Genomic DNA, 16,812 nt, shown 5'->3' with positions numbered 1-16,812 from the left:
GCGCATGAGACGACGACGTGCCCTCCCGACCCTCGTGGCCGCCGTGGCCGCCACCGCCCTCGTGCTCACCGGCTGCTCCGGCGGCTCCGCCGAACCCTCCGCGCTGGACGCCCTGCTCGACCGTCACGACCTCGCCGGGCTCAGCGGCCAGGAGGTCGTGGACCGGCTCGAAGGGCTCGAGACGGCCGACCGGCCGACCGACCTCGTGGCCTCGGTCCGCGCGGCGGAGCTCGTGCTCGCGGACGAGTCGTACGAGACCACGGTCCCGCTGCCCGAGGACACGTTCTACCTCTCGGTCGCGCCCTTCGTGGACGAGACGCACGAGTGCTTCTACCACTCGCTGACGACGTGCCAGGGCGAGCTCGCGGACGAGCCCGTGTCCGTCACGGTCGTCGACGCGGCGACCGGCGAGGTCCTCGTCGAGGAGGACACCACGCTCGGCGCGAACGGGTTCGTCGGCCTCTGGCTCCCGCGCGACGTGGACGCCGAGCTCCGCGTCGAGCACGAGGGGCGCGTCGGCACGACGACCGTCTCGACGGGCGCCGACGACCCCACCTGCCTCACGACGCTCCAGCTCGCCTGACGCGGGGCGCGCAGCGGGTCACGAGCGGGGGTGCGCCCAGGCCAGCGCGTCCGCGATGCCGCCGCGCCAGCACGCGTCGTCGTGGCCGCCGTCGTACTCGCGGTACGCCACGACGCACCCCGCCGCCCGCAGGCGCGCGACGGCGGCCGGGTGGTCGGGCCGCAGGACCCTCTCCTGCCGCCCGACCTCGACCCAGGCCCGCGTCCCGGCGAGGGCGTCGGGCGTGAGGCCCGCGCTCGGGTCGCCCTGCCACAGCGACGCCGACTGGCTGATCGCCGTGCCCACCCGGTCGGGGTGCGCGGCGAGCACGCGCAGCGACGTGAGCGCGCCGAGCGACTGGCCCGCGACGCTCACGGCGCCGCGGCCGGGACGCACCGGGAATCGCGCGCGGGCCCAGTCGAGGAGGTCGTGCGCGAGGTAGGCGTCGACGTCGCCGCCGCCGTCGAGGTCGGCCCAGCGCCGCTCGCGCGACCCGGCATCGAGGAGGACGGCACGCAGCGGCCGCACGGCGCCGTCGTGGTGGAGGTTGTCGAGCGTCGTGGCGAGGTCCTGCGGCCCGGTCCACGCGTCGCCGTCGAGCACGAGCACGACGTCGGTCACGGTGCCCTCCGGCACGGGCGGCTCGTACACCCAGGCGCGTCGGCCCCCGGGCGCCGTGTGCTCGACCACCCGGCCGCGCGCGACCTCGGGTCGCGGCTCGAGGTACGGCTGCGGCGGCGCGTCGGGGAGCTCGACGACGGACTGCACCCGGCCCGCGCGGTTGCGGCACGTGCGCAGGTTGCGCGGGTCCGGGCGTCCGGCGACGTCCAGCGCACGCCGCAGCGCCGCCTGGTCGGGAGCGTCCCAGGGCGGCGGGCCAGCGTCGTGGTGCGCGAGCACGGCGTACGAGGCGCGCCAGGCGCTCCCCATCCGGTACGCGAGGTGCCACACGTCCGTCCCGGGCACGCGTGCCATGAGGCTCGCGGCGAGGTCCCGCTCGTCGGTGAGGCGGTTGACGAACAGCAGGACCGCGCGCGCGTCCGGGTCGCGCACGAGGAAGGTCGCCACCGCCTCGCCCGGGCCCGCAGGCTCCACGACGGGCGTGGCCCGCGCCGTCTGCGCCCAGAACAGCTCGACCACGGCGTCGCGGTCCTCGGGCGGGGCCGCCGCGAGCGCCGCCGCGAGCCGCTCGACCACAGGCCCGACGACGCGCGGCGCCGGCGCGGGGCGCGGCACCTTCGGCGGCGTCCGCCGCGGGTTCCCGGCGGGCAGGTCGGGTGGTGGCGCCGGGTCGGGGTGCGGGGGCACGCGGGTCGCTCCTTCGGGCGGTGGCGGACGCCGCGACTGTACCCGGGCGCACGACGGCGCCCGCCGCACGCGCGGTGCGACGGGCGCCGTCGGGGTGCGACGGGACGCGTCAGGCCGTGCCGTCGTAGGCGAGCACGATCTCCTCGGTGACGGTCTCGCCGTCGCGCTCGGTCGTGGCCGTGACGGTCACCTCACCGGCCGGGGCCTCGACGAGCCGGGTCGCGAACGCCTGGTAGGCATTCTTCCCGGGCGCGACGTCGGCGTACTCCTTGCTCCCGTACGGCGTCGCCAGGGTGATGTCGACGGGGGTGTCGTCCTCGTTGAGCACGCGCACGGCGACGTACTGCTTGCCGCCCATGGTCCGCAGCTCGGCCTCGGCCGCGAGGTCGATCGCCGGGCCGTCGTCGACGAGCGCGCTCTGCCAGACGACGAGGTCGTCGATCTTCGACGCGAGCAGCCCGCGGTCGCCTGCGGCCGCGGACAGGTGGTCGACGAGCGACCGCGCGCCGCCGAGGACCTGGACGGCCGTCGCCGGGTCGTCAGAGTCGGCCGCGCTGCGCGCGCTGCCGAGCAGCGACGAGATCGCGCCCGCGATCACGCCGTCGCCCACCGCGGCGGTGTTCAGACCGGCGACGAGGGCGTCGACCTCGGGGAACGTCACGCAGTTGCCGCCGCCCTCGACGACGCCCGCGGTCCACTCGACGCCCTTGAGCACGTGCTCGAGGAAGAGCGGGTCGGTCCACGACGCGTCGGTGTGCCCGGCGCCCTCGTACCAGGACCGGCCGCCCTCGAAGTTCTGGCACCACGCGATCGGGTGGTCCTCGCCCATCGCGCCGTTGCCCGGGGAGTAGGTCGACTCGTCGAGCGTGAGGAGCACGTGCACGTCCTCGCGCGGGTTGGTCGTGTAGTTGTACCACTCGTCGAACCGCTCCCAGACGGCCGGCAGGTGCGCGGTCGACGGGTGCGCGGGACTCTCGACGCGCATGGTCGCGGTCTGCTGCGCGGGGTGGGCGACGAAGCGCGCGCCGCCACCGGTCAGCTCGCTGTACCAGGGGACGGTGTGCATCGTGTCCGTCGCCGCGTGCAGACCGACGAACCCGCCGCCGCCGCGGATGTAGCCCTGGAACGCCGCGAGCTCGGCGTCGTCGAGCAGGCGCGGCGTCGCCGGGTTGAGCGAGTTCGTGTTGTCGACCGGCGACGCGAAGACGATGGTCGCGTACTGCGACAGGTCCTCCGCGCTCGTGAAGGGCGTCGAGGCCATCGTGAGGTCGGGCTGGCCCGGAGAGCCGCTCCCCCACCAGCCCGCGGAGTCGTTCGGCGGGTCCCACACGTCGACCGTGAAGCCGTTGTCGGCACCGAGCGCGACGAGCGCGCGCGTGGTGTCGTCGATGTGCGAGTGCCGGAACCCGAGCGTCTCGCCGACGACGAGGATCTTGTAGTCCTCCTCGTCGGCCGCGGCCGGGCCGGCGGCCACGAGCGTCGCCCCGCCCGCGAGCGGCAGCGCGACCGTCGCCGCCACCGCCCGCCTGATCGTCGTGCCGCTGAACAAATCCATGCGTGCTTCTCCCTCGTCGTCGAGAGCGCGAGCCGGGCGTTCGGTCCCCGGTCGGCCGCCGGCCCCCTCGGCACCCGGCGGCGCGCGCACTCCTGCGTGCGTGGACGTCGGCTGCTGCCGATGCCGCGAGTTTTGACGGCGACTGATCAAAAGTCAAGGATTCAACGACATCCGCGCGGCGACTTCACCCGGACCCCACGGTCGCGGCGCAGCAGCGCCCCAGGCACAGCGCGTGCACAGGGTCACCACAGGCACGACCACGCGCGCCGCGGGACGCTGGGTCCATGACCGCAGCCACCACCCCCGTCGGCCGCCCCGACCAGCCGCGTCTCACACGCCCGGACGGCTCCCCCGTCCGCGTCCTCGTGGTCGACGACGAGCCCAACCTGGCCGAGCTGCTCACCTCGGCGCTGCGCTACGAGGGCTGGGACGTGTCCACCGCGCTCGACGGGCACAGCGCGATCCGCACCGCGCGCGAGACCGGGCCGGACGTCGTCGTGCTCGACGTCATGCTGCCCGACATGGACGGCCTCACCGTGCTGCGCCGGCTGCGCGAGCGCGACACGGACGTCCCAGTGCTCTTCCTCACCGCGCGCGACGCCGTCGAGGACCGCGTCGCCGGGCTCACCGCGGGCGGCGACGACTACGTGACCAAGCCGTTCAGCCTCGAGGAGGTCGTGGCGCGGCTGCGGGGCCTGCTGCGTCGCGGCGGCGCGACCGCGCAGCGCGAGGACTCCGTGCTCGTCGTCGGCGACCTGGAGCTCGACGAGGACGCGCACGAGGTCCGGCGCGCGGGCGAGGAGGTGCGCCTCACGGCCACCGAGTTCGAGCTGCTGCGCTACCTCATGCGCAACCCGCGCCGCGTGCTGTCCAAGGCGCAGATCCTCGACCGTGTCTGGAACTACGACTTCGGCGGGCAGGCCAACATCGTCGAGCTCTACATCTCCTACCTGCGCCGCAAGATCGACAAGGGCCGCGAGCCCATGATCCACACCCTGCGGGGCGTCGGGTACGTGCTCAAGCCCGCGAACGGCGCGGACGACGCCCGTGGCTGACGCGCGCCGGGCGCCCGTCCGCGCTCACCCCGCGACGGACGACGGAGCCCCGGCCCGTCGGCCGACCGCGCTGCGCCGCCGCCTCGTCCTCGTGCTCGCCGGGGTCGTGCTCCTCGTCACCGTGGGCCTCGCCACCGCCTCCGCGCTCGCGCTGCGCAACCAGCTCGTCGAACAGCTCGACCACGAGCTCGAGCAGGCGAGCTCGCGCCTCGCGCAGGGGTTCGGGGAGCGTCCGGGCGACGGCCCCGGGCAGCCGCAGGACGACACCGGCGCCACCCCCAGCCCCAGCCCCAGCGACCTGCCCGACGACCCGTCCCGCTTCCCCGCCGGCACCGGGCCCGGCAGCGCCGTCCTGCGCTACGACGGTGGGGAGATCGTGCTCGCCGAGTACGTGACACCCACGCTCGAGCGCGTCGCGCTCGACGACGCGCAGATCGCCGCGCTCGAGGACGTGCCCGCCGACGGCGCCCCGCACGACACCGACCTGCCCGACCTCGGGTCGTTCCGCGCCGTGCACCGGACCACGGACGACGGCCAGACCGTCGTCGTCGCGTCGAGCACCACCACCGTCGACGCGACGGTCGAGGAGTACGTGCTCATCGAGGTCGCGCTCGGCGCCGCGGGCCTGCTCGCCGCCGTGCTCCTCGGCACGTGGCTCGTGCGGCGCTCGCTGCGGCCGCTCGACGACGTCGCCGCCGCTGCGGGCCGCGTCTCCGAGCTCGAGCTCGCGCAGGGTGAGATCGACGCGATCCCCCGCGTTCCCGACGACCTCACCGACGAGCGCACCGAGGTCGGGCAGGTGGGCGCCGCGCTCAACCGCATGCTCGAGAACGTCGAGACCTCGCTCCAGGCGCGCCACGACTCCGAGACCCAGGTCCGACGGTTCGTCGCCGACGCCAGCCACGAGCTGCGCACCCCGCTCGCCTCCATCCGCGGCTACGCCGAGCTCGTGCGCCGCTCGCCCGACGACGTCCCGCCCGCCACCGCGCGTTCGCTCGACCGCATCGAGTCGGAGGCCGTGCGCATGACCGGCCTCGTCGAGGACCTGCTGCTCCTCGCCCGGCTCGACGCGGGCCGCCCGCTCGACCGCGCGCCCGTCGACCTCGCGGCGCTCGCCGTCGACGCCGTCATGGACGCCCACGCCGCCGGCCCCGACCACGACTGGGCCCTCGACCTGCCCGGCGAGGACCTCGACGTCGATCTCCCGACCGACCCGCCCGACGAGGTCGACGACGGGACGGAGGACCTGGACCGTGCCCGCGCGGCGCACGACCCCGCCGGGCAGGACCCCGACGAGGACGTCGATCTCGAGATCACGGGCGACGAGGCGAGCCTGCGGCAGGTCCTCGCGAACCTCCTCGCGAACGCCCGCACGCACACCCCGCCCGGCACCCACGTCGAGATGAGGCTCGCGAGCGACGGCGACGACGTCGTCCTCTCCGTCGCCGACGACGGCCCCGGCATCCCGGCGACCCTGCGCCCCATGCTCTTCCGCCGCTTCACGCGCGGCGACGACGCGCGCAACCGCACCGGCGGCTCGACCGGCCTCGGCCTCGCCATCGCCGACGCGATCGTCGCCGCCCACGGCGGGACCGTCGCCGTGTCGTCGTCCACCGTGGAGGAACCCGGCCCCACGGGCACGACGTTCACCGTCCGTCTCCCCCGCGACCACCCCTGACGGCCGCAACCTCGCCCCCGTCGCCGAACAGGCGGTCCCGGTGCGTCCGGATGGCCGGACGCCCAAGACCGCCTGCTCGACACGCCGGAACCGCCTGGTCGCGACGCCGTGCTCAGCCCTTGACGCAGAGGAGCGTCGTGAGCCGGGCGACGACCTCGACGAGGTCGGACTGCGCGCGGATGACCTCGTCGAGGTCCTTGTACGCACCCGGGATCTCGTCCAGCACCCCGGCGTCCTTGCGGCACTCGACGCCCGCCGTCTGGGCGGCGAGGTCGTCGAGCGTGAAGGTCTTCTTCGCCTTGGTGCGGGACATGCGACGCCCCGCGCCGTGCGACGCCGACCAGTAGGACTCCGGGTTCCCGAGCCCGCGCACGATGTACGAGCCGGTGCCCATGGACCCCGGGATGAGACCGAGGTCGCCCTTCCCGGCCCGGATCGCGCCCTTGCGGGTCACGACGAGCTCCTGGCCGTCGACGTGCTCGACCGCGACGTAGTTGTGGTGGACGTTCACGGCCTCGTCGAACGCGAGCTCCCGACCGGGGAACGAGGCGCGCACGGCGTCGACGACGAGCGTCATCATCACCGCGCGCGACCGCGCCGCGTACTCCTGCGCCCACCACAGGTCGGCGAGGTACGCGTCCATCTCCGGCGTGCCGCCGAGGAACACCGCGAGCTCGCGGTCCACGAGCCCCTGGTTGTGCTCGAGGCGCTTGGCGACGGCGACGTGCTGCTCGGCGAGCGTCTTGCCGATGTTGCGCGACCCCGAGTGCAGCTGGAGCCAGACCTGCCCGTCCGTGTCGGTGCAGAGCTCGACGAAGTGGTTCCCCCCGCCCAGCGTCCCGAGCTGGCGGCGCGCGCGGCCCTCGATGTCCGAGACACGCCCGTGCAGGCCGGAGAACCGCGACCAGAACGCGTCCGCGCCGCGCGCGACCTCGGCCGGGCCGCGCCCGGAGATCGAGCGCAGCCGGTGCGGGTCGACCGCCTCGTCGTGCGCGTGGAACCCGACGGGGATCGCGGCCTCGATACGCGCGCGGACCGGGCCGAGGTCGTCGGGCAGGTCCTCGGCCGTGAGCGACGTGCGGACGCCGATCATGCCGCAGCCGATGTCCACGCCGACCGCGTTGGGCGACACGGCGTCGCGCATCGCGATGACCGAGCCGACGGTCGCGCCCTTGCCGAGGTGGACGTCGGGCATGACGCGCACGCCCTCGACCCACGGCAGCGCGGCGATGTTGCGCAGCTGCTGGAGCGCGGCGGGCTCGACGGCGTGCTCGTGCGCCCACATGAGGGTGGGTGCCTTCGCACCCGACAGCGGGACGGGGAACGCGTGGGCCTCGGTGCTCACGGTGCTGACCTCCTCGGGTCGTCGTGACGATCATGACGCCGCCCCGGGCGGGGCGGCGAGGTGCGCGCGGGAGGACTCGAACCCCCGACGCCCGGCTCCGGAAGCCGGCGCTCTGTCCGCTGAGCTACGCGCGCTGGTGCTCCTTAACGTCGAGCAGACGGGACGCGAGGCGTCCAGGTGCCCTCGGAGGGAGTCGAACCCCCGTCTCCGCTTCCGTAGAGCGGCGTCGTGTCCGTTGGACCACGAAGGCAGTGCTTTCCCGCTGGCGCACGACAAATGCGCGCCGAGGGCGAATGAGCAGAATGGCAGCACAAGAAATGCACCCCGGCCCGGGCACCTTCATGCACAAGAAAAAGGCCGCCCCGGCGATGTCCCGGGACGGCCTGTCGTACGACGCTGTGGTCAGACGACAGGACCGCCGGAGTCGCCGGCGAGGAACGAGGACACGCTGAGATACGCCACGGGCAGCACGACGCGCGGCTGCTCGCAGGGCAGCACGGGACGTCGCCGGTCCTGCTGGACGGGTTCGCGCACGGCACTGCTCCTCTCGGTCATGTCGGGTGGCCCACGCACCGGAATGTCGTCGACCGAGGAAGACCGTACGCGCCTTTTCCGGTCGGCACAACCCCATTTCCAGAATTCGTCAGGAATTCTCTGACCGAGGTCGCGCACGCCGGCGAAGGGTCCACCGACCTGCCCCCTTTCCTGCCCGGAGCCGAGCTCGTGCGCTCTCCGCGCCCGGTGAGACCTCCGCCTCCCTCGCGCTGGCTTCGCACGGGACGCAGGTCACCGCATCCCTGGTCGAGGCTCGGTCGGCGGGTCTCGGCCGGACGTCGACGGCGCTTGACACACTTTTCTTGGTGGTGCGCCGACCCTCGACGCTACGGACGAACGACCAGGGCTGTCGGCGGCACCCGGTAGGGTTCCGGACGTTCCGGACACACCTCCCGACGCCGACGAACCGCGCGGCCGGGCCGACGACAGGAGACCCGCCGCCATGATGGGCGCCCACCACGCCGCGACCGGAGCCGCCGCCTGGGTGGCGGTGACGTCCACCGCCCCGTTCGCGCTCGGGTGGCACCCCGTGTCGTCCGTCGGCGTCATGACGGGCGCGGTCGTGTGCGCCGGGGCCGCGCTCCTCCCCGACGCCGACCACCACAACGGGACGTTCGCGCACTCGCTGCCGCCCGTGAGCGAGTGGGTGTCCGACGCGGTCGAGACGATCTCCGGCGGCCACCGCCAGGGCACGCACTCGTTCCTCGGCATCGCGGTGTTCACCGCGCTCGCGTGGCTCGTCGGGCTGGTCACGGTCGAGACGGAGAGCTTCGGCACGGTCTACGTGGGCGGCGGCGTCCTCGCGGTCCTGCTCGTCGCGCTCGCGCTCAAGGCGCTCAAGCTCACGCGGCGCGGCAAGCTCATGCCGTGGGTCACGTCCCTCACGATCGCAGCCCTCGTCGCGCTGTTCTCGCCCGAGGAATGGAACTGGCTCCCGGTCGCCGTCGGGATCGGCGTGACCGTGCACATCCTGGGCGACGTGCTCACGACCAACGGCGCGCCGCTGCTCTGGCCGGTGAAGATCCGCTCCCCGCGGTGGGTGCGCCGGTCCCTCGTCGTCGACGACGTGTGGCGCCCCAGCGGCAGCTTCGCCCTCCCCCTGCTCGGCGACACCGGGTCCGTGCGCGAGTGGATCCTCGCGACGGCCGTCGGTCTCTACGCGACGGTCGGGTTCGTGTGGTCGGCGCTCGACCAGATGGGCTACGACACGTACGGGGCGTACGAGCGCGTCGCGTCGGCGATCCAGGCCCTGGCGTCGGGCGTCGCCTGAGCGGCCACGGTCACCGTCACCGCTCGTGATCGCGAGCACGAGCGCGCTAATTCCCTTGCCCCCTCCCGCCCCCGGGTGGGACGGTCGCAGGACGTCGCCCGCGCCGTCGGGCACCGGAGGAAGGAGGAACGCCATGAGCTGGACGACCCACGCTCGCGTGTCCACCACCCCCGGGAGCACCGACCGCCGCTAGGCCGGTCGGCGACCGTCCGAGACGGTCCGCGCCCGCCGCCGCCCGCGAGGCGGCAGCGGCAGCGCCGTGCGCTCCCCGCCCGAAGGAGCCCACCCGTGCCCGAGCACGACCTGCTGTACCCCGACCCGTACCTCCCGCCGACGTTCGCGGGAGACCCCCGCACTCCCCCGCCCCGCCGCCTGCGGCGCCGTGACGACGCTGCTGACGACGCCGGTCTCGTCGCCGGCGTCCTCGACGCCGCGCTCGGCGACGACCAGCGCTGGTCCACGTGGTCCGCCGTCGAGAAGGGGCAGCGCGGACCCGAGCCGCGCCCCGACTGGGTCGTGACCGCCGACGCGGCCCTCGACACCGAGCTCGGCCTGCTCAAGACCGGCAAGGAGGCGGACGTCTTCCTCCTGGAGCGGGCCGTCCCCGGTGACCCCGCGCGCCGCAGCCTGCTCGCCGCGAAGCGCTACCGCGACCTCGACCACCGGTCGTTCCGGCGCGACACCGTCTACACCGAGGACCGCCGCGTGCGCCGCACGCGCGACCGGCGCGCGCTCGACCGCAAGTCCCGCTACGGCCGCCAGGTCGCGGCCGGGCAGTGGGCCGCGGCGGAGTTCGCCGCGCTCGGCGAGCTGTGGTCCGCGGGCGCCCCCGTGCCCTACCCGGTGCAGATCGACGGCAACGAGATCCTCATGGAGTTCGTCGGCACGTCGGACGGCGTCGCGCACGAGGCCGCGCCCCGGCTCGCGCGCACCCGCCCCGACCCGGACCTGCTCGCGTCGTGGTGGGACCAGCTCCGCGACGGCATGGCCGTGCTGGCCCGCCTCGGCTACGCGCACGGCGACCTGTCCCCGTACAACGTCCTCGCGGACGGCGACCGGCTCGTCATCATCGACCTGCCGCAGGTCGTCGACCTCGTGGCGAACCCGTTCGGCACCGAGCTCCTGCTGCGCGACTGCCGCACGATGTCCGCGTGGTTCGCCGCGCGCGGGCTCGAGACCGACGCCGACGAGCTCTTCGCGCTGCTGCTCGCCGAGGCGTGGTGACGGTCGGCGCGGGGCGCGCGAGGCGTGGGACGATCGCCGCGTGCTGCGTCTCGCCCTCGTCGGCCTCGACTCGTCCCACGCCGACCACTACGTGCGGCTCGTCGAGGTCGAGCGGCGCTGGCCGGGCGTGCGCGTCGTCGCGCTCGTCGACGGCGAGCCGGCCCGCCGCGGGGAGCTCGCCGCCGCGGGCGGGCTGTCCCTCGGCGCGGGTGAGGTCACCGTGCCCGACGTCGTGGGGCGGGTCGACGCGGCGATCGTCGCCCACCGCGCGGGCCGGCTCCACGGCGCCGCGGCCCGCACGCTCCTGCGCGCGGGCGTCCCGGTGCTCGTCGACAAGCCCTTCGCGGCGTCGGTCGCCGACGCGCGCGCCACGCTCGACGTGGCCCACGCCCACGGCACCGCCGTGACCACGGCGTCCGCCCTGCGGTTCGCGCCCGAGGTCGCGGCCGCGCGCGCCGGGCTCGCGGCCCGCACGGCCGAGACGGTACCGACGGCCGAGGCGGCGCCGACGTCGCCCGAGCCGGTCGTGGAGGTGTCCGGGCCCGCCGACCCGGCCGACGAGCGCGACGGGCTGTTCTTCCTCGGCATCCACGTCGTCGAGGCGGCCCGCGCCGTGGTCGGCGGTCCTCCCGGCGCGGGGTGGGCGCCGCCCGTCGTGACGACCTCGGCGGACGGGATCGTCGCGACCACGCGCCTCGGCGGCGTCCCGGTCCGCCTACGGTTCCTCGACCCGGGCGCGCACCCGACCGCGGGGTTCACGGTCGCGGTGCGCACGCCGCGCGGCGTCGAGCGCTCCGAGGTCGTGCTCGACGCCGACTACCTCGCCCCGGTGGTCGAGCACGCCCTCGCGGTCCTCGCGGGCGCCGACGGAGAGACCGCCCGGATCGACGCCGAGCACGCGACGGTCCTCGCCGACCTCGCGCTCCTCGAGCAGGTCACCGCTGCCCTGCCCGCCTGACGCGCGCGGCCGAGGCGCCCGGCCGCGCCGACGCCGGACCGACGGGGTAGAACGGGACCATGGATCCCTCCACCGAGTCCTTCGACGCCGACGACGTCCAGACGTTCCTCACGACCTACGGGGTCGCGCTCTCCACGGGCGACCTCGACACGATCGGCGAGAGCTACGCGTTCCCGGCGCTCGTGGTCGGGTCGACCGGGTCGGTGCTCCTCGCCGACCCGGAGGACGTGCGCGAGTCGACCACCGAGACGGCGCGCGGGTTCCGCGAGCGCGGCCTGGTCGGCGTCGTCGCGCACCTCGAGGACGTCGAGGAGGTCGGCGACGCGCTCGTGTGGGCGCGCGTGCGCTGGAGCTACCGCGACGAGTACGCGAACGAGCAGGAGGCGCAGGAGGTCCGGTACCTGCTGCGCCGCGCCCGCGACACGTTCGAGGTCTGCGTCGCCGCGCCGGTCACCCCGTAGCCCACGCCATCAGCCCCGCACCGTCGACCTTGTCAGCACGCCACGGGCACCGGGCCGCTCGGGCGCTGCCCGGGTGCCGGTCAGGACAGCCGGTTGTCACGGTCCTCCCACGGGACGGGCGTCGCCTCCTTGCGGGGCGGGTCGTCAGGCTGCAGCGCCCGGACGACGAACGACCCCCCGGCGAGCACGATGCCCCCGGTGAACACGACGTGCAGCAGCACGGAGGCGGCCTCGAGGACACCCAACGGCACGGGCACGCTGAACATCACGCGCGGGAGGAGGACGCTACGGAGCAGCTCGCCGACGACCGCGAGCGCCAGCCCGGTCCAGAGCATCGTGCCGGGAGTCAGACGGGGTGGCATCGGAGGGTCCTCTCGTCGATGAGCGGGTGCGGATGACCCGCCGTCGCGCGTCGGGCCCTCGTCCGGTCCGTTCTTACCACGCGGCCCTACCGGACGGCGACGGACCCGTCAGTGGAAGTCGCGCGACGTCGTCGCGACCTGGAGCGACAGCGGCGCGAGGTGCTCCGCGACGAGGTTCGTGGCGCCGTCGGCCCGCTCGAGCCGCCCACGCACGACGAGCGCCGCGGACCCCCGCGCGACCTTCCGGAACCGCTGCCACAGCCCGGGCGAGCACACGACGTTGAGGATCCCCGTCTCGTCCTCGAGCGACAGGAACGTCACGCCCCCGGCCGTCCCGGGGCGCTGGCGGTGCGTGACGACGCCGCCCACCGCGACGCGCGACGACGGGTGCGAACGCGTCCCCGGCACCTCGCCCGCCGCGCGCTCCGCCTCGTCGACCTGCTCGATCTCGCGCGACACCTCGACCGCCCCGACGACGGTGAGCACGCCCGCCGCCGTCAGGCCCTCGCGCACGTACTGCGTCGGGTAGGAGTCGGCGGACACGCCCGTGGCCCACACGTCCGCGACGGCCGTCTCGACCTCGGTCATGCCGGGCAGCGCCGGAGCCTCGACCCCGACGCTCACGCCCGGCAGCGTCCCCGGGCCCTCCTGCGCGAGCGCGCCCGCCGCCCACAGCGCCTCGCGCCGCGTCACGCCGAGGCAGTCCGTCGCGCCGGCGGTCGCGAGCCCTTCGAGCTGGGCCGTCGTGAGGTCGACGCGCCGCACGAGGTCGCGCAGGTCGCTGAACGGCCGCCCCTCCCCCGGCGCCCCGCGCGCCGCGACGACGCGCTCGGCCGCGTCCTTGCCGAGCCCGCGCACGCTCGCGAGCCCGAGCCGCACCGCGAGCGTGAGATCGGGCTCCGGACCGAACGCGGTGTCGATCCGCACCTGCCCGCCGAACCTGCGGCTGTCGACCGTCCGGGCGCCAGGACGATCGGTGTCCGCAGGGTCGGCGGGCGCAGCCGCATCGTCGGCCGGCAGCCGCTCGACCGTCGCCTCGACGTCGGACGCGTTGACGTCGGGGCGCAGCACGGTGACGCCGTGGCGGCGCGCGTCGGCGACGAGCGACTGCGGCGAGTAGAACCCCATGGGCTGCGCCGCGAGCAGGCCCGCGTAGAACGCGGCGGGGTGGTGCACCTTGAGCCACGAGCTCGCGTAGACGAGGAACGCGAAGGAGTACGCGTGCGACTCGGGGAACCCGAAGTCGGCGAACGCCTTGAGCTTGTCGTAGATCTCCTCGCGCACGGCCGGGTCCGTGACCCCCTTCTTCCGCATCCCGTCCATGAGCCGCCCGCGCAGCTCCTCCATGCGCTCGACGGACCGCTTGGACCCCATCGCGCGCCGGAGCTGGTCGGACTCCTTGGGCGAGAAGCCCGCGACGTCGATCGCCATCTGCATGAGCTGCTCCTGGAACAGCGGCACGCCGAGCGTCTTACCGAGCGACTTCTTCAGCAGCGGGTGCAGGAACGTCACCTCCTCCCGCCCCCGCGCGCGGTTGATGTACGGGTGCACGGACCCGCCCTGGATGGGACCCGGGCGGATGAGGGCGACCTCGATGACGATGTCGTAGAAGTTCCGCGGTTGCAGTCGCGGGAGCGTCGCCATCTGCGCGCGCGACTCGACCTGGAACACGCCCACGGTGTCGGCCGCGCACAGCAGGTCGTACACCGCCGGGTCGTCCTCGGGCAGCGTGTGCAGCGCGAGGCGCGGGACGCCCTCGTGCCTCTCGACCAGGTCGAACCCGATGCGCAGCGCCGTGAGCATCCCGAGGCCGAGGAGGTCGAACTTCACGAGCCCCGCGTCCGCGCAGTCCTCCTTGTCCCACTGCAGGACCGTGCGCCCCTCCATGCGCGCCCACTCGACGGGGCACACCTCGATGACGGGGCGGTCGCACATGACCATGCCGCCCGAGTGGATGCCCAGGTGCCGCGGGAGCCGCAGCATCCGGTCGGCGAGGTCGAGCACCGCGTCGGGGATCTCGCCCTCCTGGGCGGCCGACGGCGGCCGGTGCGCGGGCACGACGTCGTGCGTGTCGTCCGCGCGCAGGACCTCGCCCTCGTCCACGGCGAGCGGGTCGACGACGCGCCCGCCCCGGCCGCTCAGGTCGGGCGACCAGTCGCGGCTCCCCCACAGCCGCGCCGTCGCGGCGTCCTTCCGGGCGGTGCGCGTCGCGGGCTCGGCGGTCTTCGCGGCGAGCGCGCGCTCCTTGGCCTTCCGGTCGGCCGCGGGCGACGACGGGTCGGGGCCGCGCAGCGACCCCCAGCGCTCGATGGACTTGCTCCACGCGTCGGCCTGCCCGACGTCGTACCCGAGCGCCCGGGCCGCGTCGCGCACGGCCGACTTGGGCCGGTAGGAGATGACGTTCGCGACCTGCGCGGCGTGCGTGCGCCCGAACTTCCCGTAGACGTGCTGGATGACCTCCTCGCGCCGCCCCGACTCGATGTCGACGTCGATGTCCGGCGGGCCGTCGCGCTCGGGCGCGAGGAAGCGCTCGAACAGCAGGCCGTGCTTCACCGCGTCGACGGCCGTGATGCCGAGCGCGTAGCAGACCGCGGAGTTCGCGGCCGACCCGCGGCCCTGCGCCAGGATCCCGTTGACGCGGCAGAACTCGACGAGGTCGTAGACGACGAGGAAGTACCCCGGGAAGTGCAGGTCCTCGATGACGCGCAGCTCGTGGTCGATCTGCGCCCACGCGCCCGGGATCTTCTCCTGGTCGCGCGGCCCGTACCGGTTCTCGCCGCCGCGTCGCACGAGCTCGCGCAGCCAGGTCGCCTCGGTGTGCCCGTCCGGCACCGGGTACGGCGGGAGGTCGGGCGCGACGAGGTGCAGGTCGAACGCGCACTCGTCCCCGAGCGCGGCGGCCGTCGCGACGGCCTGCGGGTGCCGGTGGTGGCGCGCGAGCATCTCCGCCGCCGAGCGCAGGTGGGTCGTCGGGGCGCCGGGGAGCCACCCGTCGAGGTCGTCGAGCGACGAGCGGGCGCGCACCGCGGCGAGCGCCCCGGCGAGGTCGGCGTCGCGCGGGTGGGCGTAGTGCGCGGCGGTCGTCGCGACGAGCGGCAGCCGGGCGTCGGCGGCGAGGTCGGCGAGCGCGGCGTGCAGGTCGGCGTCGCGCGGGTCGTCGGTCGTGGTGATCTCGACCGCCACGTTGTCCGCGCCGAACACGGCGACGAGCCGGTCGAGCTCGCGGCGCGCCGCGGCGCGCCCGGACGTGACGAGCGCGCGCCGCACGGAGCCCTTGCGGCAGCCGGTGAGCACGAGCCACTCGCCCGCGCCCTGCGCGCCGAGCGCGTCGAGGTCGTAGCGGGCGGCACCCTTGGTCCCGGTCGCGAGGTGCGCGGTGGCGATCGCGCTCGACAGGTTGCGGTAGCCCTGCGCCCCCCGCGCGAGGACGAGGAGGTGGGTCGAGCGCGGGTCGGGCACGCCGGTGGGCGGGTCGAGCACGGGCGGTCCCGCGGGCGTACGCCCGTCCTCGACGACGGGCAGGTGCAGCTCGGCGCCGAAGATCGTGGGCAGCCCGACCTTGCGCGCGGCCTCCGCGAACCGCACGACGCCGTACAGGCCGTCGTGGTCGGTGACGGCGAGCGCCGACAGCCCGAGCCGCGCGCCCTCGGCGGCGAGCTCCTCGGGGTGGGACGCGCCGTCGAGGAAGCTGAACGCGGAGTGCGCGTGGAGCTCGGCGTAGCGCGGGCCGGTGGTCCGCTCAGTCATACAGGCCCTCCACGGTCCACCGCCCGCGCGCGCTCGCGAGGAGCAGGCCGCGGCCGTCGTCGAGCAGGACCTGCACGTGCACGCGGCGCCGGGGCGCGGGCGTCCACCAGCGCTCGGCGAGCGGCCACGGCCCGGCCCAGTCCACGACGGCGCGCGCGGACCCCGGACCGGGCAACGCCGCCTCGCCCCGGGGTGCCGTCGGGCGGCGCGGACCCTCCTCCGCCGTGGCGGCGGGCCACCGCACGGTCGCGGGCTCGCCGCTCATCGCGAGGCGCGCGTCGACGACGACGGGCCGCTCCGCGGCGTCGAGCACGACGACGTCCTGCGGCTCGACGGGCACGACCGCCGGCGCGGGGCTCGGCAGCGCGCCGGGCCACGGCAGGCCCGGGTCGCGCGGACGCGCGACGTCCTCCCCGAAGGGCACGAGGTGCACGCGGTCGGTCGCGTCGCGGCCGCCCTGGACCTCGACGCGCAGGACCGCGTCGCCGCCGAGGATCCCCTGCACGCGCCCGAGCGCGCGGTGGGCGCGCGCGTCCTCCCCGCTCGACGCGCCCCACAGGCGCGGCTGCTCCGCCCCCGCGGGGACGACCTCCTCGGCCGTGAGGGACAGGCGGGCCAGCGGCGCGACGCCCGGGACGACGTCGGCCCCGCCGGGCGAGCCGTGCTCGCCGCCACCACGCGCGGCCCGGGCCGTGCGCCCGGCGCGGACGGACGTGGTGGTGAGCCAGCCCT

13 protein-coding genes, 2 tRNA genes and 1 pseudogene are annotated in these 16,812 nt (G+C 75.2%); 7 read left to right on the top strand and 9 right to left on the bottom strand.

Features of this window, described 5'->3' with window-relative positions:
* The first annotated feature begins 4 nt into the window (after positions 1–4).
* Positions 5–583, top strand: coding sequence for a CueP family metal-binding protein (locus tag FB00_RS18025; protein ID WP_047234295.1), 579 nt, complete (start codon positions 5–7; stop codon positions 581–583).
* A gap of 18 nt (positions 584–601) precedes the next feature.
* Here FB00_RS18025 and FB00_RS18020 read toward each other — a convergent pair whose 3' ends face one another.
* Together FB00_RS18020 and FB00_RS22480 are read right to left on the bottom strand one after the other, a co-directional pair.
* Positions 602–1,870, bottom strand: coding sequence for an enterochelin esterase domain-containing protein (locus FB00_RS18020; RefSeq protein ID WP_052877770.1), 1,269 nt, complete (start codon positions 1,868–1,870; stop codon positions 602–604).
* A 109-nt stretch (positions 1,871–1,979) separates the two neighbouring features.
* Complete coding sequence (locus tag FB00_RS22480) at positions 1,980–3,425, bottom strand: ThuA domain-containing protein (RefSeq protein ID WP_082141480.1); 1,446 nt, start codon at positions 3,423–3,425, stop codon at positions 1,980–1,982.
* 284 nt (positions 3,426–3,709) lie between these two features.
* Here FB00_RS22480 and FB00_RS18010 point away from each other — a divergent pair, with 284 nt between their 5' ends.
* Positions 3,710–4,480 (top strand): response regulator transcription factor, encoded by a 771-nt coding sequence (locus tag FB00_RS18010; protein ID WP_047234294.1) that lies wholly within the window; start codon positions 3,710–3,712, stop codon positions 4,478–4,480.
* Positions 4,473–6,158 (top strand): sensor histidine kinase, encoded by a 1,686-nt coding sequence (locus FB00_RS22910; protein WP_082141479.1) that lies wholly within the window; start codon positions 4,473–4,475, stop codon positions 6,156–6,158. Before FB00_RS18010 ends, FB00_RS22910 begins: the two co-directional genes overlap by 8 nt.
* A 112-nt stretch (positions 6,159–6,270) precedes the next feature.
* Here the strand turns inward: FB00_RS22910 and FB00_RS18000 are convergent, their stop codons facing one another.
* From FB00_RS18000 to FB00_RS23035, 4 genes are all read right to left on the bottom strand, one after another.
* On the bottom strand, positions 6,271–7,443 hold the full coding sequence (locus FB00_RS18000; protein ID WP_047234306.1) for an RtcB family protein: 1,173 nt from the start codon (positions 7,441–7,443) through the stop codon (positions 6,271–6,273).
* A 121-nt stretch (positions 7,444–7,564) separates the two neighbouring features.
* Positions 7,565–7,637, bottom strand: a tRNA-Arg gene (locus FB00_RS17995).
* A gap of 44 nt (positions 7,638–7,681) precedes the next feature.
* Positions 7,682–7,753: transfer RNA gene (locus FB00_RS17990), tRNA-Arg, on the bottom strand.
* 152 nt (positions 7,754–7,905) lie between these two features.
* Complete coding sequence (locus tag FB00_RS23035; RefSeq protein WP_255318583.1) at positions 7,906–8,037, bottom strand: hypothetical protein; 132 nt, start codon at positions 8,035–8,037, stop codon at positions 7,906–7,908.
* Between the two features lie 463 nt (positions 8,038–8,500).
* Here FB00_RS23035 and FB00_RS17985 point away from each other — a divergent pair, with 463 nt between their 5' ends.
* From FB00_RS17985 to FB00_RS17970, 4 genes are all read left to right on the top strand, one after another.
* Entirely contained in the window at positions 8,501–9,328 is an 828-nt protein-coding gene (locus tag FB00_RS17985) for a metal-dependent hydrolase (RefSeq protein WP_047234293.1), read from the top strand.
* A 288-nt stretch (positions 9,329–9,616) separates the two neighbouring features.
* Complete coding sequence (locus tag FB00_RS17980; RefSeq protein ID WP_231581927.1) at positions 9,617–10,552, top strand: serine protein kinase RIO; 936 nt, start codon at positions 9,617–9,619, stop codon at positions 10,550–10,552.
* A gap of 40 nt (positions 10,553–10,592) precedes the next feature.
* Positions 10,593–11,510, top strand: coding sequence for a Gfo/Idh/MocA family oxidoreductase (locus FB00_RS17975; RefSeq protein ID WP_047234292.1), 918 nt, complete (start codon positions 10,593–10,595; stop codon positions 11,508–11,510).
* Between the two features lie 59 nt (positions 11,511–11,569).
* On the top strand, positions 11,570–11,971 hold the full coding sequence (locus tag FB00_RS17970) for a hypothetical protein (protein WP_047234291.1): 402 nt from the start codon (positions 11,570–11,572) through the stop codon (positions 11,969–11,971).
* 80 nt (positions 11,972–12,051) lie between these two features.
* On the opposite strand, the gene FB00_RS17965 is transcribed toward FB00_RS17970, so the two are convergent.
* From FB00_RS17965 to FB00_RS22470, 3 genes and pseudogenes are all read right to left on the bottom strand, one after another.
* A complete protein-coding gene (locus FB00_RS17965) occupies positions 12,052–12,333 on the bottom strand; it encodes a hypothetical protein (RefSeq protein WP_064316634.1) in 282 nt (93 codons plus the stop codon).
* Positions 12,334–12,441: 108 nt separating this feature from the next.
* Positions 12,442–16,080 carry an error-prone DNA polymerase gene (locus tag FB00_RS17960; protein WP_047234289.1) on the bottom strand — a complete coding sequence of 1,213 codons (3,639 nt, stop codon included), beginning with the start codon at positions 16,078–16,080 and terminating at the stop codon, positions 12,442–12,444.
* Positions 16,073–16,812: pseudogene (locus FB00_RS22470) on the bottom strand (DNA polymerase Y family protein); the annotation flags it as partial. The pseudogene FB00_RS22470 and the gene FB00_RS17960, both read right to left, overlap by 8 nt.

It is taken from the genome of Cellulosimicrobium funkei, assembly GCF_001019615.1.
Classification (GTDB): domain Bacteria; phylum Actinomycetota; class Actinomycetes; order Actinomycetales; family Cellulomonadaceae; genus Cellulosimicrobium; species Cellulosimicrobium cellulans_E.
The sequence above is the reverse complement of the archived record's forward strand: the minus strand, read 5'-3'. Positions and strand labels throughout refer to the sequence as shown.

Coding starts and splice junctions, on each gene's coding strand:
- FB00_RS18025 (WP_047234295.1), top strand. CDS start 5: ATGAGACGACGACGTGCCCTCCCGACCCTCGTGGCCGCCGTGGCCGCC.
- FB00_RS22480 (WP_082141480.1), bottom strand. CDS start 3,425: ATGGATTTGTTCAGCGGCACGACGATCAGGCGGGCGGTGGCGGCGACG.
- FB00_RS18010 (WP_047234294.1), top strand. CDS start 3,710: ATGACCGCAGCCACCACCCCCGTCGGCCGCCCCGACCAGCCGCGTCTC.
- FB00_RS18000 (WP_047234306.1), bottom strand. CDS start 7,443: ATGTGGGCGCACGAGCACGCCGTCGAGCCCGCCGCGCTCCAGCAGCTG.
- FB00_RS17985 (WP_047234293.1), top strand. CDS start 8,501: ATGATGGGCGCCCACCACGCCGCGACCGGAGCCGCCGCCTGGGTGGCG.
- FB00_RS17970 (WP_047234291.1), top strand. CDS start 11,570: ATGGATCCCTCCACCGAGTCCTTCGACGCCGACGACGTCCAGACGTTC.
- FB00_RS17965 (WP_064316634.1), bottom strand. CDS start 12,333: ATGCCACCCCGTCTGACTCCCGGCACGATGCTCTGGACCGGGCTGGCG.
- FB00_RS17960 (WP_047234289.1), bottom strand. CDS start 16,080: ATGACTGAGCGGACCACCGGCCCGCGCTACGCCGAGCTCCACGCGCAC.